This window comes from Patescibacteria group bacterium (assembly GCA_041674405.1).
GTDB lineage: Bacteria > Patescibacteriota > UBA1384 > XYA2-FULL-43-10 > XYA2-FULL-43-10 > JBAYVT01.
Genome location: JBAYVT010000005.1, coordinates 66464 through 88951, shown reverse-complemented (window position 1 = coordinate 88951; position 22488 = coordinate 66464). Strand labels below are relative to the sequence as shown.

At 39.8% G+C, this 22488-nt stretch carries 26 protein-coding genes; 25 read left to right on the top strand and 1 reads right to left on the bottom strand.

The features are described from left to right. Nucleotides 1-52: 52 nt before the first annotated feature. The 18 genes from WC080_04085 to WC080_04000 all read left to right on the top strand — a co-directional run bounded on the left by WC080_04085 (nt 53) and on the right by WC080_04000 (nt 14011). A complete protein-coding gene (locus tag WC080_04085; protein ID MFA7244440.1) occupies nt 53-1123 on the top strand; it encodes a type IV pilus twitching motility protein PilT in 1071 nt (356 codons plus the stop codon). Between the two features lie 82 nt (nt 1124-1205). Next, on the top strand, nt 1206-2408 hold the full coding sequence (locus WC080_04080) for a type II secretion system F family protein (protein MFA7244439.1): 1203 nt from the start codon (nt 1206-1208) through the stop codon (nt 2406-2408). A gap of 70 nt (nt 2409-2478) precedes the next feature. Continuing rightward, nucleotides 2479-2901 (top strand): prepilin-type N-terminal cleavage/methylation domain-containing protein, encoded by a 423-nt coding sequence (locus WC080_04075; GenBank protein ID MFA7244438.1) that lies wholly within the window; start codon nt 2479-2481, stop codon nt 2899-2901. Between the two features lie 30 nt (nt 2902-2931). After that, nucleotides 2932-3444 (top strand): prepilin-type N-terminal cleavage/methylation domain-containing protein, encoded by a 513-nt coding sequence (locus WC080_04070; GenBank protein ID MFA7244437.1) that lies wholly within the window; start codon nt 2932-2934, stop codon nt 3442-3444. A 69-nt stretch (nt 3445-3513) separates the two neighbouring features. Beyond that, nucleotides 3514-4272 carry a prepilin peptidase gene (locus tag WC080_04065; protein ID MFA7244436.1) on the top strand — a complete coding sequence of 253 codons (759 nt, stop codon included), beginning with the start codon at nt 3514-3516 and terminating at the stop codon, nt 4270-4272. 8 nt (nt 4273-4280) lie between these two features. After that, complete coding sequence (locus WC080_04060) at nt 4281-4847, top strand: prepilin-type N-terminal cleavage/methylation domain-containing protein (GenBank protein MFA7244435.1); 567 nt, start codon at nt 4281-4283, stop codon at nt 4845-4847. Then, nucleotides 4844-5491 (top strand): prepilin-type N-terminal cleavage/methylation domain-containing protein, encoded by a 648-nt coding sequence (locus tag WC080_04055; protein MFA7244434.1) that lies wholly within the window; start codon nt 4844-4846, stop codon nt 5489-5491. The genes WC080_04060 and WC080_04055 overlap by 4 nt, the downstream gene beginning before the upstream one ends. A gap of 24 nt (nt 5492-5515) precedes the next feature. After that, on the top strand, nt 5516-6043 hold the full coding sequence (locus WC080_04050; protein MFA7244433.1) for a prepilin-type N-terminal cleavage/methylation domain-containing protein: 528 nt from the start codon (nt 5516-5518) through the stop codon (nt 6041-6043). Then, nucleotides 6040-6636 carry a hypothetical protein gene (locus tag WC080_04045; protein MFA7244432.1) on the top strand — a complete coding sequence of 199 codons (597 nt, stop codon included), beginning with the start codon at nt 6040-6042 and terminating at the stop codon, nt 6634-6636. The genes WC080_04050 and WC080_04045 overlap by 4 nt, the downstream gene beginning before the upstream one ends. 3 nt (nt 6637-6639) lie before the next feature. Next, a complete protein-coding gene (locus tag WC080_04040; protein MFA7244431.1) occupies nt 6640-7368 on the top strand; it encodes a prepilin-type N-terminal cleavage/methylation domain-containing protein in 729 nt (242 codons plus the stop codon). Nucleotides 7369-7440: 72 nt separating this feature from the next. After that, nucleotides 7441-8421, top strand: coding sequence for a tryptophan--tRNA ligase (gene trpS / locus WC080_04035; protein ID MFA7244430.1), 981 nt, complete (start codon nt 7441-7443; stop codon nt 8419-8421). Further along, on the top strand, nt 8421-8858 hold the full coding sequence (locus tag WC080_04030) for a ribonuclease HI family protein (GenBank protein ID MFA7244429.1): 438 nt from the start codon (nt 8421-8423) through the stop codon (nt 8856-8858). The genes trpS and WC080_04030 overlap by 1 nt, the downstream gene beginning before the upstream one ends. Beyond that, nucleotides 8839-9081: a DUF167 domain-containing protein gene (locus WC080_04025; GenBank protein MFA7244428.1), complete on the top strand. Its 243-nt coding sequence runs from the start codon at nt 8839-8841 to the stop codon at nt 9079-9081. The genes WC080_04030 and WC080_04025 overlap by 20 nt, the downstream gene beginning before the upstream one ends. A gap of 6 nt (nt 9082-9087) precedes the next feature. Beyond that, nucleotides 9088-10206 carry a rod shape-determining protein RodA gene (gene rodA / locus WC080_04020; protein ID MFA7244427.1) on the top strand — a complete coding sequence of 373 codons (1119 nt, stop codon included), beginning with the start codon at nt 9088-9090 and terminating at the stop codon, nt 10204-10206. A 92-nt stretch (nt 10207-10298) separates the two neighbouring features. Beyond that, nucleotides 10299-10616 carry a 50S ribosomal protein L21 gene (gene rplU, locus WC080_04015; GenBank protein ID MFA7244426.1) on the top strand — a complete coding sequence of 106 codons (318 nt, stop codon included), beginning with the start codon at nt 10299-10301 and terminating at the stop codon, nt 10614-10616. A gap of 204 nt (nt 10617-10820) precedes the next feature. Then, nucleotides 10821-11498 (top strand): transcription termination/antitermination protein NusG, encoded by a 678-nt coding sequence (gene nusG, locus WC080_04010; GenBank protein ID MFA7244425.1) that lies wholly within the window; start codon nt 10821-10823, stop codon nt 11496-11498. A gap of 41 nt (nt 11499-11539) precedes the next feature. After that, nucleotides 11540-11968, top strand: coding sequence for a 50S ribosomal protein L11 (gene rplK / locus WC080_04005; protein MFA7244424.1), 429 nt, complete (start codon nt 11540-11542; stop codon nt 11966-11968). 228 nt (nt 11969-12196) lie between these two features. Next, complete coding sequence (locus WC080_04000) at nt 12197-14011, top strand: DEAD/DEAH box helicase (protein MFA7244423.1); 1815 nt, start codon at nt 12197-12199, stop codon at nt 14009-14011. A 5-nt stretch (nt 14012-14016) separates the two neighbouring features. Here WC080_04000 and WC080_03995 read toward each other — a convergent pair whose 3' ends face one another. Next, entirely contained in the window at nt 14017-14367 is a 351-nt protein-coding gene (locus tag WC080_03995; GenBank protein MFA7244422.1) for a hypothetical protein, read from the bottom strand. A 52-nt stretch (nt 14368-14419) separates the two neighbouring features. On the opposite strand from WC080_03995, the gene dprA reads away from it, so the two are divergent. From dprA to WC080_03960, 7 genes are all read left to right on the top strand, one after another. Beyond that, nucleotides 14420-15496 carry a DNA-processing protein DprA gene (gene dprA / locus WC080_03990; GenBank protein MFA7244421.1) on the top strand — a complete coding sequence of 359 codons (1077 nt, stop codon included), beginning with the start codon at nt 14420-14422 and terminating at the stop codon, nt 15494-15496. Between the two features lie 53 nt (nt 15497-15549). Next, nucleotides 15550-17706, top strand: a complete 2157-nt coding sequence (gene topA / locus WC080_03985) for a type I DNA topoisomerase (GenBank protein MFA7244420.1) — start codon at nt 15550-15552, stop codon at nt 17704-17706. A 73-nt stretch (nt 17707-17779) separates the two neighbouring features. Continuing rightward, a complete protein-coding gene (recR, locus tag WC080_03980) occupies nt 17780-18382 on the top strand; it encodes a recombination mediator RecR (GenBank protein ID MFA7244419.1) in 603 nt (200 codons plus the stop codon). Between the two features lie 111 nt (nt 18383-18493). Further along, the gene (locus WC080_03975; GenBank protein MFA7244418.1) at nt 18494-18715 is read left to right on the top strand and encodes a hypothetical protein; all 222 of its coding nucleotides are present in this window, start codon (nt 18494-18496) and stop codon (nt 18713-18715) included. A gap of 96 nt (nt 18716-18811) precedes the next feature. Then, a complete protein-coding gene (gene cysS / locus WC080_03970) occupies nt 18812-20194 on the top strand; it encodes a cysteine--tRNA ligase (GenBank protein MFA7244417.1) in 1383 nt (460 codons plus the stop codon). Nucleotide 20195: 1 nt separating this feature from the next. Then, entirely contained in the window at nt 20196-21203 is a 1008-nt protein-coding gene (locus WC080_03965; protein MFA7244416.1) for a tRNA-dihydrouridine synthase family protein, read from the top strand. Further along, the gene (locus WC080_03960; protein ID MFA7244415.1) at nt 21196-21981 is read left to right on the top strand and encodes a glucose-6-phosphate isomerase family protein; all 786 of its coding nucleotides are present in this window, start codon (nt 21196-21198) and stop codon (nt 21979-21981) included. Before WC080_03965 ends, WC080_03960 begins: the two co-directional genes overlap by 8 nt. Nucleotides 21982-22488: the final 507 nt, after the last annotated feature.

The following is a 22488-nucleotide window of genomic DNA, read 5'->3' as shown; positions in this document are numbered from 1 at the left end:
GCGTATATTTATAATGGTTATAGGTGCTCTTTAGTACTATTTTGGAGGGTATATGACGGAGGGGAAATTAAGTCCGGAAATGAGCAAATATCTTGAATATGCGATATCCAAGAATGCTTCTGATATTCACATTAGCGTGGGTGTTCCGGTCACATTACGCGTAGATGGTAAATTGTTCTCGATTCCAGAAGTGCCAGCAGTCACTCAGGCAAAAGCCAAAGAGTTGATTTCGGGTATCGTATCTGAAGATGTTCTTCTTCTTTTGAAACAGAAAAAGGAGATTGATTTCTCTTTTGGTTACAAAGAAATGCGTTTTCGTGTCAATATTTACTACCAAAAGGGCTACGAAGCTGCTTCGCTTCGTTTAATTCCGAGCAAAATTAGGGGATTTGAAGAGCTGGGCATGCCGCCGATTTTAGAGAAATTTACCGAGCCAAGCCAGGGTTTTGTAATTATTACCGGACCGACTGGTTCAGGAAAATCTACCACATTGGCTGCAATGATAGACCGGATAAATTCCGAAAAACGCAATCATATCATTACGATTGAAGACCCAATTGAATATGTTTTTGAACACAAAAAATCACTCATTTCACAAAGAGAGGTCGGGCAGGATACCAATACTTTTGCTCGTGCACTGCGATCAGCCCTTCGTGAAGACCCGGATGTTGTTCTGGTGGGTGAAATGCGAGATCTGGAGACCATAGATGCGGCTCTTACGATGGCTGAGACTGGCCACTTAGTGTTTACCACACTTCATACAAATTCCGCTGCTCAAACCGCGGATCGTATTGTTTCTGTTTTTCCGCCACACCAGCAACAACAGGTAAGATCGCAATTAGCCTCAGTGCTTCTTGGGGTGGTGTCACAAAGATTGATTCCAAAAGTCAATGGTGGTCGCGTCATGGCCGCAGAGATTATGATTGCGAACTCTGCAATTCGCAGCTTGATTCGTGAAGGTAAAATTCATCAAATTCCAAATGTGATTCAGACTTCTGCGTCTGAAGGCATGATCAGCCTTGATAAAGTGTTGGCTGAATTGGTATCAAGGGGCGAAATTACGCTCGAGGATGCGCTTTCATGGTCGCTTGATCCGAAGAGCTTTAAGATGATGGTTTATTAAGCTAGTTAATAACTTAAATATAAAAACTAAAAGCCAGTTGAAATTAACTAAAAACTACGGACCAATAACAACAAACTGATATATGGCGAAATTTCTATTTAAAGCAAAAAACGACAAAGGGGCAAATGTAACCGGCTCGGTAGAAGCGGCGAATGAATTTGCGGCTGAAAAAATGCTCCTTTCAAACAAGTTGTTTCCTAGTGAAATTATCGCAGAAAGGAAACAACTAAATTTTAATAATCTGTTTGTTTCCAAAGCAACCCTAAAAGACAAAGCTGTTTTTGCCCGCCAACTCGCCACAATGATTGGTGCTGGGCTTACATTGTCAAAAGCATTGAGTATCGTCGCGAAGCAAGCGCGGAATGAACAATTAAAGGCTGCTTATTATGAAATCTTCAAGGATATCGAAGAAGGTTACGCTTTTTCAACAGCACTGGCAAAACATCCGAACGTTTTTGACCGAATCTTCGTGTCTGTTGCACGATCAGGAGAAACAACGGGTAATCTCGAGGTGGTATTATCGCAACTGGCTGATAAATATGAAAATGATAACAATTTTGTGGGCAAGATCAAAAGCGCACTTTATTATCCGATATTTATACTTGTTGCCCTGCTTGGTATTGGTGTATATATGCTTGTTGCGGTTATTCCAAAATTAGATGTAATTTTTAAGGCGAATGGTGTTACATTGCCGGTGGCCACGCGGGTTTTGATAGCCCTTTCAGGATTTTTCACAAATATGTGGTGGCTAGCTTTGATAATCTTGATCTTGTTGGTTTTGGGAATTCGTTTTTGGCTCGTTTCTGACGTGGGAGCCAGAACACTAAACATATGGCAATTGAAAATTCCCGGTATTAAAGGATTATCCGAAGGGATTTACATGAGCAGATTTTCGCGTACGCTCGAAATGCTAATTTCGTCTGGCGTGCCAATACTTGATTCATTAAAAATTGCTGGTGCCACAATGAATAATCAAATTTACGAAGAAAGTATCGCGCAGATGGCTTTAGAAGTAGAAAAAGGTGTTCCGCTTTCCGTTCCACTCTCCAAGGACGTTTCTTTTCCCGGACTTATGGGGCAGATGGTAGCTGTTGGTGAGCAGACTGGCAAACTGGATAAGGTGCTGGATAAGGTTGCAACATATTATGAATCTGAAACATCCGAAAAAATTAAGGGCATTTCCACTCTGGTTGAACCAGCCGTGCTTTTGGTTATTGGCTTTGGCGTGGCATTTCTCATTTTTGCAATCTTGGTGCCGATTTATAATATTGCGCAAATTCAGTAGTTTTAATATAAAAAACTGTCTTGTCCTAGGAGGGGTCGATCAAGACTGTAATAAGCGTTAAAGGAGGAATATGAAAAAAAGAGGTTTTACACTTATCGAGCTTTTGGTGGTTATCGCAATCATTGGCATTTTGGCGACGATCATTATTATTGCATTATCTAATGCAAGGCCGGCCGCCAAAAAAGCTGCAGCAGTTTCAAATCTTAACCAGGCCCTAAAGACGATTTCTATTTGTGTGGTAGATGGTGGAAATCTTGGTGCAGCTCACGCAAATACAACCCCCTCTGGTAATATCTGCAGCAATATCCCCGCAGGCGTATCATCAGATGCGGCAAATGTTGTTTGGCCAACATTAACAGCTGCCAGTGACGGTTACTCCTACACGGTAACCAATGCTTTAAATGGAACGACGTTAACAGCAATGGCTGTAACTCCTGCTACGGGGTATCCATCTATTACTTGTACTGTTGGCTCAACATCAAACTGCGATTAGTACAATACTAATAAATCATTAGGAGTTTTTATGAAAAAAAGAGGTTTTACATTAATTGAGCTTCTTGTAGTTATCGCCATCATTGGCATTTTGGCAGCTATGGTGCTTGTAGCGCTTAATGGTGCCAGAGCCAAGGCTCGCGATGCGAGAAGAAAAAATGATCTTCGTACGATCAAGTCCGCTCTCGCCCAATATAACACGGACAAGGATCAATTCCCGGCTGCTACCGCTGATGATACTTTTGAATCTTTGGCAGCTTCTGGAAACACGGTTACAGCCGCTCTTATTGCGGGAGGGCTTTATCTTAAGACAATGCCTGCAGATCCACAGGGAACAAATCCGTATATGTATTTATCCCACAATGGCACTGCTGGCACCCCGGCTGATTTTGCTCTAGCCGCAGAGCTTGAAAATACAGCAGATTCGGATAAAGGTGAGGCTACTCCGGGAGCCACTGAGGGCACATATCAAATAGTGAATGCAACAGCACCAACCTCAACAGTTGGGTTGCCCGCAAACTACAATTATGCGCTAACAGATTAGTTTCTACAAAGGTCCCCTTAGGGGGACCCTGTGGGTATTAATTTAAAAATTGAATAAGGAGTATTTTTAATGTATATTTATCCAATCATAGCGATTCTTGTGGGACTGGCGATTGGCAGTTTTTTGAATGTTATAATTTTCCGTATTGATGATTTGAAAAGCGTTCTTTATACTAGGTCACATTGTCCACATTGCAAAGAGGTGCTGAGATGGTATGATCTTATCCCATTTTTAAGCTATGTTATTTTGCGCGGAAAATGCAGATATTGCAAAAAAACAATATCAATCCAATATCCAATCGTTGAGGTGGGGATAGCCCTATTATTTTTAGTTTTATATTATATTTTTGGGCTGGGGTGGCAATTTGCTTTTTATGCGATTTTGTTTTCTATACTCACCGTCGTTTTTGTATATGATTTTAAAACCGAACTGATTCCGGAAGAATTTGTCTGGACAGGGCTTGTAATCGCCCTTTTGGGATCATGGTATTTTGGAAATTTTGGATTATCTAATATGCTCATTGGTTCATTAATCTGTGGAGCGATCCCGCTTATACTCGTGCTTGTATCTAGGGAAAAATGGATGGGGGCAGGCGATATCAAACTTGGTTTTCTGGTTGGTGCCATGGTTGGCTATCCGCGAGCGATGTTTCTGATTTTCGCTGCCTTTGTTCTCGGTTCAATAGTGGGTGTAATATATTTAGCTACTAAAAAGAAACAAATGAAAGATAGTTTGCCATTTGCCCCGTTTTTGATTGCCTCGGCGCTGATTGCCCTTATTTGGGGACAATATTTTATTGATTGGTATTTTGGATATTTTAGGATTTAGGAGGGGATATGGACAGAAAAAGAGGTTTCACATTAATTGAGTTATTGGTTGTTATTGCAATAATCGGAATTTTGGCAACAATAATTATCATTTCTTATAATAATGCACAAGCCAAAGCCAGAGATAATAAAAGAAAGGTCGATCTCGAGTCCATCGCCAGTGCGTTGGAAATGAGATATGCCGATAAGCATAGGTATTCCAACACAGATCATGATACCTTCGCCTCATATGTCAACGATTCTGCAGACCCTCGCTATTGGCCCAAGTTGGGCAATTGGCTTTCGGGCTATCTTAGTTCTCTACCGCAAGATCCAAAGGTTGCACTCAGCTCATACAATGGACTTGAATCGTGGAATCAAAGTGAGATTTATTCTTACGGGGTTATATTGTGGCCAAATCAGTATTGTTTGACTACCCGTCTTGAGACTTCTTCCGGAAACACCGCTTTTTACCCTGTGGGCGGGATTTGCGGGGGATATGGTCCCGCAACCACTGATCCGCCAAATTTTTCTTACAACCAACAAGATCATGACAATAACAAGGCCTATTTTATAGATAAACACACAAATAGATGAGACGGCATTTAGCAAAATCAAGGGCATTTACATTAATTGAGCTGCTTGTCGTAGTTGCAATTATTGGGATTCTTGCAACAATTATTATCATTTCATATACCAATGCCCAGGCAAAAGCGCGGGACAACAAGAGAAAGGCTGATATTCAGGCAATTGCTGCGGCAATTGAAGCATTTCATGCCGATAGAAGGGTATATCCATATGATGCAGTAAATGTTCCAGCCGGCCAAAATTGGTATCGGGTAAGAAGCTGTAATTCATTGTCAAACCCGGATGGTGGACCCAATACTAATCGCTGGTCTAGCGGTCTCAATGGGCTTCTCAACGGATATATTCCCCTTCCTATGGCGGAAGATCCTAAACAAAAAGATAATACCCAAAACCATGTAACTTGGCATGCGGATCCGAATGAATATTTTTACACCTATCTTACATCGAAATATTCTTATGTATTAGCCGCTCACCTTGAAATCGCAAATGATGGGAATGGTAGGAAATTTTTCAGCCAAACACTCCGCGATACACAAGGGCAAGCGATGGCACTGTCCGCATCTGAATCGCTCAAAGATTTTTCCAGCGCCTATACATCACCGGAATATCCAGAAATATTTTTCGTCGGTTCAAATCTTGTTAGTGCGCCATGACAATATTGTTAATTTTGGTTAAAAATGAGTTTTAAAAAAAGAGCCTTTACATTAATTGAAATATTGATAGTGATTGCGATTATTTTGTTAATGGCTGCGGCAGCTATTCCGGCATATCAAAATTTTGGGGCCAGGCAGGAAGTCGTATTAAAGGCAGACGAGGTGAAAGCGCTGCTGGATCGCGCCTATGCATATTCACAAAATCCCCAACAAAACCAAAATTGTGCCAGGATTATATTTACTCAAAACCCCGATGGAACAAGTATGAATATTCAGTACGGGCAGATCAATAGCACAAAAGAGGATTGTGATCTTGCGCCTACTTCTATAACTGACTCCAAAGACATTGTAGACTTTACTGGAATGAATGTAGTTTTCGGTACCGGATCGGATTTGGGTTTTACATACTCTTATTACCCCGGAAATTTTAAAATCAATAATAATTTACCAAGTACAAGCATTACTATAGGTTCAAACAGAACAACGCGCGAACAACGGGTCGTAGTCACCGCAGAGCCTTATTCGGCAAAAAATAATACCATTATGCAATGAAAAAAATGCTCGTCACAAAAACTAAAGGCTTTGGTTTGCTAGAAGTATTACTGGCTGGAGTTATTATTATCACCATGCTTGGTGCTCTTGTTGTGCTTGGCAAGACGGTTCTAAACAACTTGAGTTTGACTAAGCAAAGAGCTCAAGCCACATTTTTAGCACAACAGGGGATTGAAATGTTAAGGCAGATTCGCGATACCAATTACATTGACAATGACCCCTCTACAAAATGGAATTCCTTCGTATTGGAAAATATTGCTGACAATAAGCCAAAACTAAATACCGAATATGTTTTTGACTTTAAGGCCGCGAGTTCTACTCCGGCTCCCAATTATCCAAATCGTTCAAAATTAGTTGAAAAAGATGGATCCGGAATCACTGGAGAAGTACCGCTAGATGGAAACAAATTTACGCGAACCATTATTTTCAAGGCTGCAGAGGATATCGACAATGTTACAGATGGTTTAGGAAATAATATCACCGTCGATAATAACAATGCCATAATTGCAACTTGCACGATAACCTGGGGCGATAATAATAGCAAGTCTGTTTTGATTGACGAGCTTATTACTAATTCACATCCTAATTTTTAGCATATGACAAATTCACACAAAAAAGGTTTTACACTCATAGAAATACTGATTGCATCGACAATTTTTGCCATTATTATGATCATGGCAACAGCTGTTTTTTCTATGACTTCCTCATATAATGCAAAAATTAGGGAAACCAGAAATTCTCTGTCCGAGGCTAGGGGTACTATGATGAAAATTTCAGATGACGTGAGGCTTTCAAACGGCAGCGTAAAAATCACGGCGGGTACTACCGCAGATGTGCTTGTTAGGGATGTGTTTTTGGTCCAAACCGATCAGTCTGGCAGTTTTTCCACGACTTCTGGAAATATTGTTAGGCCAGGCGGAACAAACCCAGATGAGACAATCAACTACAATTCAAATAACTATTATTCTCTTGGAGTACTTAAAAAAACTGATAGTAAAATAATACTCTACAGAACGCTGGTGACTGCAAGTGGCGATCATGACCTTTATCGTCGCGAATATACGATTTCTGATGAAGTTTCTAGTAATGAATGGAAAGGCACGATAAATTTGAACACAAACCAAAATTTTAGAGAGGAAATAGTAAATAATGAAGTAAGCCTCAATGCCAGATTTTGGGGGTTTATGGCTTCGTCTGGAATTCAGCAGCCATTTGTAAGGATAGGGATCTTTGCACAATCAAAAGATTATGACAATTTACTGCCCAATTATCGTGCTCAGGCTGAAATCAAAACGAGTGTTGAGAGCCGAGACTATAACCCATAGTTTGAATTTTCATACGAACTTGTATAGTATAAAGTTAAATTCTATTTTTTTAACATTAATTTTAGGATCAAAATGAAGATCTTTTCTGGTATACAGCCAACAGGGCAAATACACATCGGAAATTATTTGGGTGCAATTAAACAATGGATTGATCTTCAAAATGATGCCGAGCAATCTATTTTTTGTATTGTTGATCTTCATGCCATAACTGTACCAAAAGACCCCGAGGAGCTTCAGAAAAATATCATATCTTTGGCTGCGCTTTATTTGGCAGCAGGAATTGATCCTAAAAAATCATCTCTATTTGTCCAGTCTCAAAGACCGGAACATTCCGAACTTGCCTGGATCTTGAATTGTTTTACAAATATTGGCGAACTTAAACGAATGACCCAATTTAAAGATAAAGGAGGCGATTCTGACTCGGTTTCTGCCGGTTTGTTCGATTACCCCGTCCTTATGGCGGCCGATATTCTTCTTTATGGGACAACCCATGTGCCTGTTGGTGATGATCAAAAACAGCATGTTGAGCTAACCCGTGACATTGCCATTCGATTCAATAGCAAATTTGGCCAAATATTTACTATACCTGAGCCACTAATTAAAAAAACATCCGCCCGAATTATGGGTCTTGATAACCCGGAAAAGAAAATGAGTAAATCATCTTCAACCCCAAACAACTATATCTCAATGTTTGACACAGCGGACATTGTCAAGCAAAAAATAATGCGCGCGGTTACCGATTCTGGATCGGAAGTTAAATCTGGAACAGAAAGGCCTGCGATCACCAATTTATTGAACATTTATCACGAGGTCACCGGAAAAGAAATTAGCTCAATCGAAGGGGAGTTTGTCGGCAAAGGGTACAAGGAATTCAAGGAATCTTTGACTGAAGTCATTATTGAATATTTGCGCCCAATACAGGAAAAATACAACAAAATAATATCAAGTGAATCTGAAATCAAGGAATTATTGAACGAAGGAGCCAATAAAGTTTGGCCTATTGCCACAGAAACCCTTGGAAGGGTGCATAAGGCTGTTGGATTGGGAATTTGATGCCGAAGATCTATATAAATACCGACGGCGGGGCAAGAGGAAATCCGGGTCCGGCAGGCATCGGAGTGGTTTTTTATGATGAAAATGAAGTTGAAATCCATTCTTATAAAGAATTTATCGGCAATACTACCAATAATCAGGCTGAATATCGTGCGATTCTCAAAGCACTTCTAATTCTCGAGAAAAGCAAGTGGCTAAAAAACAACAACAATCCTGATTCAGAAGTTGTTTGCCGGCTAGATAGCCAGCTGGTAGTTGAACAAATCAACGGAAATTACAAGGTAAAAAATGAGGGCATAAGTATTCTTTTGGATTCGTTGAATAAGATCAAGTGCAAGTTTCACATAAAATTAATTTTTACATACGTGCCACGCGAACAAAACAAGAGGGCTGATAGGCTAGTAAATGAAGCACTCGATGAAAAATGTAAAAAATAACACTAAAATAATTTCAGTTAAAGTAATTACTAATTCAAAAAAACCGAAGATTCTCGAGAATGACGGCATTTTTAAAATTTGGATCAACGAAAAACCAGTTGAAGGCAAAGCGAATAAGGCGGTGATTAGATCGATTGCTGAATATTTCAACACTAATCCGTCCGCTATAAGGATCGTTAAAGGCGAGAAAACAGCCCAAAAGTTAATTGAAATAATGATTTAGGCCAACATGTTAACAAAGCTCAAAAATTTTGATCTGGGTTTGTTTATCGGGCCAATCATTCTGTGTGCGATTGGCGTATCGGTAATTTATAGTTTAGTATATGCTGGCGGAGATGCCACCTTGGCATTTAAACAGGGTCTATGTGCTTTACTTGGTCTTGGGGCGATGTTCGTGCTTGCTTTTTCGGATTATAGAAGCTTCAAGAATGTGTGGTGGATTTTTTATTTCGTGGCGCTTTTGCTTCTTATTATTGTAGACATGATGGGTGCAACGGCAAAGGGGGCTACCAGGTGGATTGATCTTGGCTTCTTTCGGCTTCAGCCCTCTGAAGTTGCCAAGATTTCTTTGATATTCGCTCTTTCCTCCTTTTTTTATAAACGCGTGGGAAAACTCAATATAAAAGATTATTTATGGTCACTTGTTCTAATGGTTCCACCTCTACTTCTGATTTTAAAAGAGCCCGATCTTGGCACTGCGCTTGTTGTAGCATTTATTTATACAATTTTGTTGGTTATTTCAAAACCGACTGTCAAGCAGTATGCCGTAATATTTATAATTCTAGCCTTATTTTTAGGATCCTTTATTTTATCCGTAAATAATGTTGCTCCCTTCGGAAAACTACTTAAAACTTATCAGCGGAATAGGGTGATGACTTTCATTAATCCCCAGAACGATCCGTACGGGAATGGATACAATGTAAAACAAGCAGAAATTTCCATTGGCTCAGGTGGCCTTCTGGGGCAAGGATTGGGCCAAGGATCGCAAAGCCAACTTAAATTTTTACCAGAGCCACATACTGATTTTATTTTTGCTGGTACTTCAGAGGCCCTGGGTTTTTTGGGTTCAGTTTTGATAGTGGCAATATTTTTGTTTATGATAATTAGGATTTTTTCGATCGCCTCATATTCAAAAGATTATTACGGACTTTTTTTGGCATGTGGGATTGGTGCAATGTTTCTTTTTCAAACAGCAGTTAATATCGGAATGAATTTGGGCCTTTTACCAGTTACAGGAATACCTTTGCCATTTATGAGTTACGGGGGAACATCTCTAGTTATTAGTTTTAGTGCACTTGGTTTAATACAGAGTATATATCAGAAAGAAAAACAAAAATTCTTCAAATAGGGGTATGGGTGTTAATTCACTTGACTTTTATTAGGGCCTTATGATACACTTTTACCAAGTGGACCGCAGGTCTTTTTTAATTTGGAGTACCGATGTTTGCAATAATTTCTTACAAAAACAATCAGTACAAGGTGTCCGAAGGGACAACTATCAATCTACCGATGTCTGATTACGATGACAAGAACAAGAAAATCATTTTTGATTCGGTTTTGCTTGTTTCTGATGATAAAAAAACGGAAATCGGTAAACCGGAGATAAAAAATGCCAAAGTCGAAGGAGAAATTCTAGAAACTGGCAGAACGGACAAAGTTCGCATCTTGAAGTTCCGAGCAAAGAAGAGATACAAGCGAACTGCCGGGTCAAGAAGTTCGTATTTAAAGGTTCAAATTAATAAAATAGAGTCCAAATGACATTTATAAATAGGATCCCGAAATATTTTTCAGAAGTATGGAAGGAGCTTAATAAGGTTACTTGGCCTAGCCGTAAGGATGTAATTAATCATACTTTGATTGTCATTGTTTCCTCGATAGTTGCGGTGCTGATAGTTACGGCGATAGATCAGGGATTGTCAAGTTTAATTTCATATATAATTTCCTTAAAACAATAGGGGATTTATGGCAGAAGAAAAAATTGAAAAAATTGAAGAGCCTGTTTCTGTCGATAAGGTTTCGGGCGAGAGTGAAACCGAAGAGATGATTCTCAAGGAAGAAGAGCCATCACCACAAGCCGACGAAGAAAAGAAAAGCTTTCTAACCTTAAAGCAGTCTGGCGAGCGTAACTGGTATGTAATTCACACTTATTCTGGATACGAGGAACAAGTTGCTGATTCCCTTAAACAGAGAATCGAATCTCTTGGCATGGCTGATAAAATTTTTGATGTCATTGTTCCAAAAGAAAAGCAAATCGAAATCAGAAATGGTAAAAGACGAACCGTTGAAAAAAGAATTTTCCCAGGATATGTCCTTGTTGACATGATTGTAACTGATGATTCTTGGTATGTTGTTCGAAACACTCCGAATGTTACCGGATTTATTGGATTCGGCGTTCGCCCAACCCCGATGTCGAAGGATGAAATTGGCAGAATCAAGAAACGAATGGGTGTTGAAGAACCAAAGTATAAAGTCGATTTCAAAGAAGGCGAATTGGTTCGTATTACCGATGGGGCACTCAAGGGATTTGAAGGTAAGGTTGAAGAAATTAACCAAGACAAAGGTTCTGTCAAAGTGCTTGTTAATATGTTTGGTCGTGAAACACCTGTAAACTTAGACTTCTTGCAAGTTAAAAAAGTGTAATATTAACTAATAACTTAAAACTAATATCTTAGGTAAATGTTATGGCAAAAAAAGTAAAAACAATTGTAAAACTGCAATGCCCTGCCGGAAAAGCAAATCCTGCCCCCCCGGTTGGACCAGCCCTTGGCCAACATGGTGTAAACATCATGGAATTTTGCCAAGCTTTTAATGAGCAAACTCGAGAAAAAGGTGACACTATTATTCCGGTTGAAATTACGATTTACGAAGATCGAACCTTTACCTTTATTTTGAAAACCCCCCCAGCGGCAATCCTCCTTAAAAAAGCTTGTAATATTCAGAGTGGGGCTGCGAACTCGAAAAAGGACAAAGTCGCGAAAATCTCACAAGAAAAATTGAAGCAGATTGCTGAAGAAAAAATGGCTGATCTAAATGCAAATGATGTTTCTGCTGCAATGAAAGTTATTGCTGGCACTGCTAGAAGTATGGGAATCGAAGTCGAGAAGAAGTAACGAACACAGAATTTTGTAATACAGAATAGCACAAAGGAAAATCGAATAAATAAAAATCTCGTAATTGATACGAGATTTTTATTAACATGCTTAGTGCTATCTACGAGTCCGCCCAAGACCGTAGGTCTTAAGGTAGACTAGCCAAAGGAGGGGCAAAGGCTTATAATCGCAGATAGCACTAAGAAGATTATGCATATACATTATCAGATTACATAAGTTATTTCAAATATGGAAGAGATTAGTTTTGGTAAAAAATACAAATTGTATGATTTAATCATACAATTAGAAGAATCCGGTTATCAGAAAGCGGAGAAGGTTGCGGAACCGGGCGAATACAAATTGATTGGAGATCTTCTTACAATTTATCCGACCAATAGTTTAGGTGTCTGTAAAATCAGTTTTTTTGGTGATCAGGTTGAGTCGATTACATCAACGGTAAATGAAAAAACAACACAAGTTTCATCAATAATTATTGATGAAAACATTTTACGATTCCCAAATGGCACAAAAGTTAAACCGGATGATTATGTTGTACATATTGATCATGGTGTTGGAATTTTTCGGAGAATCGGCCTAAAAAAGATCGGTGAAGTTTTTAAACCATATATATTTATTGCTTATCTCAATGATGATTATCTTTATGTTCCGCTCCGTGAAATCGATCGGGTCAGCCCTTATGTCGGGGTTGGAAGGCGAAAGCCGAAATTAAATAAATTAGGAAGTATTACTTGGCAAAGAACCAAACAAAGAATATATGAAAGCGCTCTTAAGTTGGCAAAAGAACTTCTTGCCATTTATGCCAAAAGGGAGTTGATTAAAAAACCTGCGTATAACATTGACAAAATCATCGAGAAAGAGGCTTTAAAAACATTTCCATATACCGAGACGCCCGACCAGAAAAAAGCTCTCAATGACATTTATTTGGACCTTAGTTCGATGAAACCGATGGATCGACTGATCTGCGGGGATGTTGGCTATGGCAAGACCGAAGTCGCATTGCGAGCGGCTTTGCAGGCTGTTGCCAATGGTTATCAAGTCGCATATCTTTGCCCAACGACAATTCTTACTGAACAGCATTTTGCGACATTTACCAAACGCTTGGAACATACCGGCGTGAACATTGCAAAATTGAGCCGATTTCTTTCGAAGGAGGACATGGAGAATACAGTTAAATCAATTTCAAGTGGTTCTACTGATATTGCGATTGGTACGCATCGGCTCTTATCTTCTGATGTCAGGTTTAAATCTCTAGACCTTGTCATTATTGACGAGGAACAGAGATTCGGCGTTAAACAAAAAGAGAAATTCAAAAAATTATCAGAAAAATTAAATGTTTTGATCTTGTCTGCTACTCCGATTCCACGCACGCTTTATTTTTCGCTTTCCGGCATACGCGATATTTCAGAAATCAATACTCCGCCTAGAGGTCGGAAAAGCATCGAGACCAAAATTGCGAAATTTAATGATTCTGACATTGTCGAATTTGCTGATCGAGAGCTTAAGCGTGGCGGGCAAATTTATTATCTTCACAACAGGGTGGAAACAATCATTCCTACACGAGAAAAATTGCAGCGGATGTTGCCCAAAGCCAAAATCCAAATCGCTCATGGCCAGATGTCTGAAGAAGATTTGGCAAATACCATGGCAGAGTTTGCAAAAGGAGATGTCGATATTCTGGTTTGCTCGACTATTATTGAGAACGGCTTGGATTTACCGAACGTGAACACGCTAATCATTGAAGAGGCCGACAGGTTTGGTTTGTCACAACTTTACCAAATCCGAGGCCGTATTGGCCGTTCCGATCGGCAAGCTTATTCTCTTTTTACATACAAGAAAGAATTATCAGTAAATGCATTTAAAAGGCTACAATCACTCGCGGAGAACACAGAGCTCGGTTCAGGTTTCAATATTGCAATGTCCGATCTTGAAATCCGCGGTGGTGGGAATATTCTTGGTCGCGAACAACACGGCAACATGGAAGCTGTTGGATTAGTACTATATTCAAAACTTTTGAAGCAAGCAGTTTTGAAAATTGAAAGTTAATACTACTAGAGAAACCTTCGTCTTTGATATTGGTCGTATTGATCTGTCCCTGGCCAGCCAATGCTGTCATACAGCTTGCGATCTTTGTCGCTAAGTTTAGCTATTTGGTCCTCTGTAAGTGGTTTTGATTTTTCATCATCTTCCGAATATCGTGGAATTGAAATTGATTCGCCTGGTACATCCGGGGAATCAGGTTCGAGCCCGGGCAGAGGAATATCATTGGAATGATCTACTGATTGAGGTTTATCAGTTTCTGCTAACGGTTCATCGGGTTGAATATCTTTCCAATCTTTGTCTTCGGAAAAGAGATGACCCCTTGGATAATTGGGATCAAAAGGTTGTCTTGTTTCTCCCATAAATACTCCTGGATAATTAATGTCTGTTCAATTATACTTATAACATACTTAAATGTCTAAATATTTATTAGCTCTAAATTCACATCCTAAAATTGGTTCGCAGACTATTAAAAAAATGCTTGCTGCTTTTTGCGATGATGCCGAAAAACTATGGAAATCTGATGGCAGGGAGTTAAAAAAAATATATGGTGAAAAGTTTCAGGATATGTTTATGGAGGCGAAAAATCAATTTGATCCCGACGAGGAAGTAAAAAAATTGAGAAAACTTGGAATCGGTTATCTTACTTTTTTTGACAAGAGGTACCCCGATATTTTAAGAGAGATTTATGACGCACCAATAATTTTGTATATAAAAGGTGATATCAATGCTTTTAATGTTCCGGCAATTTCAATAGTGGGCAGCCGTAAATTTTCCTCATACGGCCAAAACGTTGCATACAGGCTTAGTAAAGAGTGTGCGGAAAATGGGCTTGGCATTATTTCTGGTCTTGCCTTAGGAATCGATGCCGTCGCGCATAAAGGCGCGCTCGATGCTGATGGAATTACAATTGGTGTATTGGGATGTGGTCTTGATAGAATTTATCCAGTCGCAAACCAAGGGCTGGCTTATGAAATTATTAAAAAGGGCGGGGCAATTGTCTCTGAGTATCCTCCGGGAACCGAAGCATTTAAACAAAATTTTCCAGCACGCAATCGCATAATTGCGGGGCTGTCAAAAGGAATTCTGGTGGTGGAGGCGGCGGAAATTTCGGGTGCCCTGATCACAGCTGAAGCTGGTCTTGAATATGATCGGGAGATTTTTGCAGTTCCGGGGCCGATTACATCGGAAACATCAAGAGGGTGCAATCTTTTGATTCAAAAAGGGGCTAAGTTAGTCCAGTCTATCGACGATATTTTGGGTGAACTAAATATTGAAAAAATAAAATTTGTAGATAAAATCAAAGAGATTTCTCCTGCAAATGACAAAGAGTTGTCAATTCTGGAAATTATCGGTAGCGAAGATATGCCAGCTGACTTAATTCTTGTGTCAAGCAAAATAAATGTCATCGAGCTAAATTCTCTTTTGACAATAATGGAAATGAAAGGTTTAATTGAGAATGTGGGTGGAAGATACAGGAAGAAAATCTAATAAAATAACCCCAAAGGGGTCCCCTTAGGGGCTAAAAACCAAAGGAACGTACAATGAACCTTGTGATCGTTGAGTCTCCAGCAAAAGTCAAAACAATTGGAAAATATTTGGGCAAGGATTATAAAATCCTGGCATCTTTTGGCCATGTCAGAGATTTGCCTGTAAGCGAACTTGGTGTGAATACAAAATTAAACTACGAACCCAAATATGTTATTCCTCCAAAATCTAAAAAAATTATTTCTGAAATTAAAACCTCTGAAGCAAAGGCGAAAGAAATCTATCTTGCAACCGACTTGGACCGAGAAGGCGAGGCGATTTCTTGGCATATACTAGAAGCCCTTAAAATAAAAGGCGATGACCCGAAAGTTAAAAGAATTACATTCGCAGAAATAACCAAATCGGCGATCGAGAAAGCAATCAAAAACCCTCGAAAACTTGATATGAACCTGGTGGATTCCCAGCAGGGCAGGCGAATTCTTGATCGTTTAGTCGGATACAAACTTTCTCCGCTTTTGTGGAAAAAGGTTAAATCCGGCTTGTCTGCTGGCCGCGTTCAATCGGTTGCGGTTCGACTTGTGGTAGAGCGAGAACGCGAGATCAAAAATTTCAAGCCGGAGGAATTTTGGGTTATTGCTGTTTTGCTGTCAAAAAAGGGCGATGAATTAAAATTCAAAGCAACTCTTATTGAAGATGGCGGCAAGCCAGTGAAAAAAATGGATATCAAGACGAAAAAAGAAGCCGACAACATTAAGAAAAAATTGCATGAAGCAAATTATCAAGTTTTGGATGTAACCGAAAGTGAGTCATTGCGCAATCCATCTGCACCATTTACAACCTCGACCTTGCAAATGGAAGCATCGAGAAAGCTTGGGTTTTCAGCTAAACAAACGATGGCCGTAGCCCAGAAATTGTATGAAGAAGGCCATATCACTTATATGCGAACAGATTCGACGAATTTGTCTGCAGATGCACTCTCTGCGATTAGAAGCACAATTTTAAAAGAATACGGCGAAAAATATTTGCCGGAAGGTGTCAGGGCATATCAAACCAAATCAAAACATGCACAGGAAGCGCATGAGGCGATTCGTCCGACTGATTTTGCCAAGCGTGAGGCTTCTTATGATGCCCGAGAGCAGCGCCTCTATGACCTTATTTGGAAGAGAACGGTTGCTTCGCAAATGCGGGAAGCGGTTATTAAGATAATCGAGGCAAAAATCGAAGCCAATATTTCAAGTAAGCCGGTTTTTCTGGCCCGCGGAGAAAGCATAAAATTTGACGGCTTTATTAAAGTATATACTGAGGGCAAGGATGACGAATCTGAGGAAGAAGCAATTACGATTCCGGAGCTAAAAAAGGAAGAAAATCTGGATTTTCATGAGCTTTTGGCCGATCAGAAATTTACTGAACCCCCAAAGAGGTATACGGAAGCGACATTGGTCAAGAAATTGGAAAGTTTAGGGATTGGCCGTCCGTCAACATATGCACCAACAATGTCAACGATTGTCGATCGTGGTTATGCAAGGCTTGATGAGCGAAGGTTCAAGCCTGAAGAAATTGGTGAAATTGTCAACGATCTTTTAGTAGAACATTTTCCGGAAGTAGTGGATTATAAATTTACAGCTAAAATGGAAGACGAGCTTGATGATGTTGCAGAAGGAAAAATTAAGTGGCAATTAGTAATTGACGAATTCTATAAACCATTCGAGGCCGAACTTGAAATAAAAGGTAAAGAGCTTGAAAAACAAGATTTTGTAAAAATTGAAGAGCTTAAGGAGAAATGTCCCGAATGTGGAAAAATCCTGCTTATTAGGCCTGGCAGATATGGCAAATTTGTTGCATGCAGTGGTTATCCGGAATGTAAATATTCCCGCCCATTGGAAACCAAGGCAGATAAAAAATCTGAAGTTATAACCGAAAACGGCGAGACTGAAAAATTGTCTGAGGCAGAAGGTGAAAAATGCGAAAAATGTGGTGGAAAAATGCTGTTGAAAGAGGGTAGATTTGGAAAATTTCTTGCCTGCGAAAATTATCCAAAGTGTAAAAATACCAAGACAATCATCACCCCAACCGGAATAAAATGCCCGGAATGTGGTGAGGGAGACGTAATCGAGCGCCGAACCAAAAAAGGCAGAAGATTTTGGGGATGTTCGCGTTATCCTTCATGTAAATATGCTACCTGGGATGAACCGGTAAAAGAAGCCAAAAGTTAGAACTTAAAAGTCAAAATTAAATTGAAAAATAATAAAATCCTAAATATTTATTAATTATTAATTTGTTCGTTCAATGCTTCCTAAATCAATTCAGAATCTAATAGATCAATTTTCAAAGCTACCAGGTGTTGGGCCAAAAACGGCTGCAAGGCTTACTTTTTATCTTTTGACTAAGCCCGAAACAGATATTAAATCACTTGGTGATGCTGTGCTAGGCATTTCTGATGGTATGAAAAAGTGTGAAAAATGTTTCAATTTTTCGGAAGAAAATATATGCAAAATATGCATTGATGATAAAAGAAACAAATCGGTCTTGGCTGTCGTAGAAGAACCGCTTGATGTAATTGCTCTCGAAAAGTCCGGTGGATTTAATGGCATCTATCATGTTCTTGGTGGATCCATCTCCCCGATTGATGGAATTGGCCCGGAAGAACTAAGAATTTCTGAACTTTTGAAAAGATTGGACAATGAGAAATTTGACGAAATAATTCTTGCAACTAATCCGGACCTGGAGGGAGAAGCCACCGCTGCGTATATTAAAGACAAGGTAAAAACTAAAAACAGCAGTATAGAAATTACCCGGATTGCTAGAGGTTTGCCAGTTGGCGGTGATCTTGAGTATGCCGATGAAGTTACGCTGAAGCGTTCACTGGAAGGCAGAAAAGATTACATGTAGCTGTTGATAACTCATAAATTCTGCTGCCAGAGAGGATAATTGTTGTTCATTGACATTGGAAATTCTGACATATAAAATCTGAAAAGTATAAAATTAAAACAAAGAGGGAAGATGCCAAATGAATGGGTCTGCGAAGAATGCGGACACTCTACACTAGATGATCCGGGTGAAGAGAAATGCCCCTGTGGCGGTAGTATGGTCAATATCGGCGACACTGATGATGATACCCGAAAAGAGAATGATTATCCTGGTGAAGAATTTGAGCCGATGGATCTTGCAGAAGAAGAAATACCGCTTGAAAGGATGCAAGGCGCAGCTGACGATGAATTTTAGCCTGGAAATAAAATCCCGAGAGAAATCGAGGGATTTTTTAGTTTAGTCAATTGAAAAAGGATAGCTGATCTTGTATTGTCTTATTAGGATAAAAATATGAAATTATTTAACACTCTATCACGGAAAATTGAAGAGTTTGAGCCAATTAACGATAAAAAGGTCGGGCTATATACTTGCGGGCCGACAGTTTATGATTATGCACACATTGGAAATTTGCGTACTTATATTTTTGAGGATGTTTTAAAAAGAGTTCTGTCTTTTGTCGACTATGAAGTAAATCATATAATGAATATCACTGATGTTGACGATAAAACTATAAAAAACAGCGGTGGCAAGAAGGATGAGCTTAAAAAACTCGGGCGCAAATATGAAGAATTATTTTTTTACGATCTTTCTAAACTAAATATTGAAAAGCCCGACACGGTTACTCGTGCCACCGAATATATCCCGCAAATGGTTAAGTTTATTTCGGAGCTTTTGGAAAAAGGGTTTGCCTACAAGGCCGATGATGGATCGATCTATTTTTCAATTTCAAAATTTACAGATTATGGAAAACTTTCACATCTTGACAAGGAAGGCCTAAGGGCCGGTGCCCGCGTCAAACAAGATGAGTACGATAAAGAAAACCCAGCTGATTTTGTGCTTTGGAAAGCCTGGGACAAAGCGGATGGAGAGATATTTTGGGACCCTTCGACATGGCTCGGGGCAGGAACAGAACTTGGCAAGGGGCGCCCGGGCTGGCATATTGAGTGTTCTGCTATGTCGCAAGATAGACTTGGGGATACCCTCGATATCCATGCGGGTGCCGTCGATTTAATCTTCCCCCATCACGAAAATGAGATTGCTCAATCAGAAGCCAGAACAGGAAAACCGTTTGCCAATTTCTGGGTTCACGGAGAGCATCTTTTAGTTGATGGCAAAAAGATGAGCAAGAGCCTGAACAATTTTTACAAGCTTGCCGATATTGAAGAGCGCGGTTTTGACCCATTAGATTTTCGCTATCTTTGCCTCTCTGCGCATTACCGAAGCAAGATAAATTTCACATGGGAAGCGCTGGCCGCGGCTAAAAATTCTAGGGAGCGTTTACTTAATATCATCCGCGGAATTTCCAATTTCCAATTTCCAATTTCCAATCAAATCCAAAATTCTAAATATTTAAACGGGTTCAAAGAGAAAATTGCTAATGATTTGAATATGCCGGAGGCATTGGCAGTAGTTTGGGAAATGATTCGCAATGTAAGCCTTGAGGCCGGTGAAAAATATTTAACGTTACTTGAGATGGACAAAATTCTTGGTCTTAATCTAGGGGAAAAGGCCGAGATAGATATTCCCGAAGAGGTCAAAAATCTAGTCAGAGAGAGGGAAAAAGCACGAGCGGAAAAGGACTGGGCCAAATCCGACGATTTGCGCGATGAAATTGACAAGCTTGGTTACAAAGTTGAAGATACGGCTGGCGGTAGTAAGGTAACTAAGAAATAAAATGAATAATATTTGGACTCGAAAAAATCCCCATAATCCGCTTTTGGTATTGTCTCCCATGGCCGGATATACCGACTCAGCATTTAGAATTCTGTGCAAAGGATATGGTGCCGATGTCGTGATGACAGAATTGGTTTCTGCAGATGCGATTGCCTACGGCAAGTTCAAAGTCCATAAAGTCGGTAAAGTCCATAAAGTCGAAGGCAAGAATCATTCTACAGCCGAATTACTTTCGTTCTACGACGACGAGAGGCCGATAGTAGTTCAGCTTTTTGGAAAATATCCCGAAAAATTTGCTTATGCCGCCAAATGGGTGGTGGAAAATTTGAAGCCGGACGGAATTGATATCAATATGGGCTGCCCGGCGCGCAAAGTTATCGGATCGGATCACGGCGCAGCGCTTCTTAAGAATCCTGATTTGGCTTGCGAAATCGTCCGCGCAGTTAGGGCGGAAATATCAATTCCTCTTTCGGTAAAAACTCGTCTTGGCTGGGAAAATGACAATGAAATATTGGATTTTGCTCCTAGATTAGCTGAAGCCGGAGCCGATGCAATCATAATTCACGGCCGAACCTATAAAGATGGCTTTAAGAACATAGCCAGGTGGGAAAATATTTATCAAATCAAAGATCAAATATCAAAGATCAAAAATAAGGAAGTTTCGATTATAGGCAATGGTGATATTTCAAATTACGATGAAGCCATCAAAAGGAGTGAATCAGGGGGCATTAAGCTTGATGGGGTAGCGATAGGTCGAGCCACTTTTGGCAAGCCATGGATCTTTTCTGCAGAGCTTGCAGTTAACAGCTTGAAACCCACAGCTTTAATATTGAAACATGCAAAACTTGTTTACGAAACAAAAGGGGATCATGGTATAATTGAATTTAGAAAACATCTTTTGGCTTATCTTAGAGGATTCCAAAATGCAAAAGAGATGAGAAAGCAAGCAGCTTCGATCAAATCGATTCGAGATATTGAAAAAATAATTAACATGATTAAAAATGACTAATCTTACGGACAAAATCGGCTTTTCTGCTCTGCTTGAAGAAAACGGCAGGCTGTCTTTTGGTGCCGCTGTCGACGTGGAAAAAGTCAGTGAGAGAAAATTTTCCGACCTTCGCCCAGTTGCTGCCAATCAGGACGTTCCACTCTCTGACAATTCTTCATATTTAATGTACCGAGGCGTAAAAAAAATGGCTGATGCCGAGAAAATTTCAAATTCCAATTTGAGATTTGATCTTACCGTTGTGCCGCCAGCCAAAATTGGAGATGAATATATAAAAACCATAGGGCATTATCACCCAAACAAGCAGGGTACAAATTTTCAATATCCGGAATTATATTATGTAGCGTCTGGCGTCGCAACATGTCTTGTGCAAAATTTAGAGAACGGCATTGTGACCGATGTGATTATCTGCCAAGTTGAAGAGGGAAACTCAATCGTTATACCCCCAGGATATGGACACGCCACAATCAACGCCGGAAATCGCACTCTTGTAATGGCAAACTGGGTTTGTAATGGTTTCGATTCTGATTATTCTGAATTTGAAAATAAACAGGGAGCTGCATATTATATTTTAGATAAATTTGGTGAAAAGAAAATTGTCAAAAATCCAAGATACGGAGAACTCCTGCCGGTTAAAAATCTGAAATCAGCCCCCAAAATTATTGGGCCTTATCTTGATAATCCGGCATATGATTATGTTACCGATCTGTCTCGGGTTGATTTTTTGAGAAATCCAGAGAAATATTTATCCGATCTGTCTGTAGCTAATTTGTTCGAATAATGCGAAATAGTAGAGTCAGATATTGACAAGATTCGATAATTGTGCTAAAGTAATTCTCGTGAAAGTGAGGGATGGAAAGAGATTTCCATTCCGTTTTTTATTCCAAGGGAATTGAGAAATTGTTTACATCGACTGAAGCGGAGATTTATCTCGACCGAAGTTGAGAGATTGTTTTTACGGGTCTGGCTGGGAATAAGGGGCCTTATGGGCGGCAAGCTCTATAGCTGACATTGATGGTTCCTTAAAAAATGCGAACCTGGTCTGGCTAATACCTTGATCGTTTCTCGCCTTATTCCTGGCTGGATCTGTGAAGATAATTCGAAAATCACCCGTCTCGTCCGATGGTCGAGCCGAGGTTGGAAAGGTCAAAAATAATTGAAGAACTTTTTTGGCAGAAGGCGTGATGACTTTTAAATCATTCGCCTCTTGCCAAGACTACGGTTTTGGCGGAGATTGACCTCGTTCACTGTGCCACCTGCGCAGCGAGCGAGGTGGCACTTTGATATA

Bases quoted from the DNA above. Each gene is read 5' to 3' on its own strand.
- WC080_04055 (MFA7244434.1), top strand. From the start codon at position 4,844: ATGAGACGGCATTTAGCAAAATCAAGGGCATTTACATTAATTGAGCTG.
- cysS (MFA7244417.1), top strand. From the start codon at position 18,812: ATGAAATTATTTAACACTCTATCACGGAAAATTGAAGAGTTTGAGCCA.
- WC080_04075 (MFA7244438.1), top strand. From the start codon at position 2,479: ATGAAAAAAAGAGGTTTTACACTTATCGAGCTTTTGGTGGTTATCGCA.
- WC080_04065 (MFA7244436.1), top strand. From the start codon at position 3,514: ATGTATATTTATCCAATCATAGCGATTCTTGTGGGACTGGCGATTGGC.
- trpS (MFA7244430.1), top strand. From the start codon at position 7,441: ATGAAGATCTTTTCTGGTATACAGCCAACAGGGCAAATACACATCGGA.
- WC080_04080 (MFA7244439.1), top strand. From the start codon at position 1,206: ATGGCGAAATTTCTATTTAAAGCAAAAAACGACAAAGGGGCAAATGTA.
- WC080_03965 (MFA7244416.1), top strand. From the start codon at position 20,196: ATGAATAATATTTGGACTCGAAAAAATCCCCATAATCCGCTTTTGGTA.
- dprA (MFA7244421.1), top strand. From the start codon at position 14,420: ATGTCTAAATATTTATTAGCTCTAAATTCACATCCTAAAATTGGTTCG.
- WC080_04085 (MFA7244440.1), top strand. From the start codon at position 53: ATGACGGAGGGGAAATTAAGTCCGGAAATGAGCAAATATCTTGAATAT.
- WC080_03960 (MFA7244415.1), top strand. From the start codon at position 21,196: ATGACTAATCTTACGGACAAAATCGGCTTTTCTGCTCTGCTTGAAGAA.
- WC080_04000 (MFA7244423.1), top strand. From the start codon at position 12,197: ATGGAAGAGATTAGTTTTGGTAAAAAATACAAATTGTATGATTTAATC.
- WC080_04050 (MFA7244433.1), top strand. From the start codon at position 5,516: ATGAGTTTTAAAAAAAGAGCCTTTACATTAATTGAAATATTGATAGTG.
- topA (MFA7244420.1), top strand. From the start codon at position 15,550: ATGAACCTTGTGATCGTTGAGTCTCCAGCAAAAGTCAAAACAATTGGA.
- rplK (MFA7244424.1), top strand. From the start codon at position 11,540: ATGGCAAAAAAAGTAAAAACAATTGTAAAACTGCAATGCCCTGCCGGA.
- nusG (MFA7244425.1), top strand. From the start codon at position 10,821: ATGGCAGAAGAAAAAATTGAAAAAATTGAAGAGCCTGTTTCTGTCGAT.
- WC080_04060 (MFA7244435.1), top strand. From the start codon at position 4,281: ATGGACAGAAAAAGAGGTTTCACATTAATTGAGTTATTGGTTGTTATT.
- WC080_04030 (MFA7244429.1), top strand. From the start codon at position 8,421: ATGCCGAAGATCTATATAAATACCGACGGCGGGGCAAGAGGAAATCCG.
- WC080_04025 (MFA7244428.1), top strand. From the start codon at position 8,839: ATGAAAAATGTAAAAAATAACACTAAAATAATTTCAGTTAAAGTAATT.
- WC080_03995 (MFA7244422.1), bottom strand. From the start codon at position 14,367: ATGGGAGAAACAAGACAACCTTTTGATCCCAATTATCCAAGGGGTCAT.
- WC080_04045 (MFA7244432.1), top strand. From the start codon at position 6,040: ATGAAAAAAATGCTCGTCACAAAAACTAAAGGCTTTGGTTTGCTAGAA.
- WC080_04040 (MFA7244431.1), top strand. From the start codon at position 6,640: ATGACAAATTCACACAAAAAAGGTTTTACACTCATAGAAATACTGATT.
- WC080_03975 (MFA7244418.1), top strand. From the start codon at position 18,494: ATGCCAAATGAATGGGTCTGCGAAGAATGCGGACACTCTACACTAGAT.
- recR (MFA7244419.1), top strand. From the start codon at position 17,780: ATGCTTCCTAAATCAATTCAGAATCTAATAGATCAATTTTCAAAGCTA.
- WC080_04070 (MFA7244437.1), top strand. From the start codon at position 2,932: ATGAAAAAAAGAGGTTTTACATTAATTGAGCTTCTTGTAGTTATCGCC.
- rodA (MFA7244427.1), top strand. From the start codon at position 9,088: ATGTTAACAAAGCTCAAAAATTTTGATCTGGGTTTGTTTATCGGGCCA.
- rplU (MFA7244426.1), top strand. From the start codon at position 10,299: ATGTTTGCAATAATTTCTTACAAAAACAATCAGTACAAGGTGTCCGAA.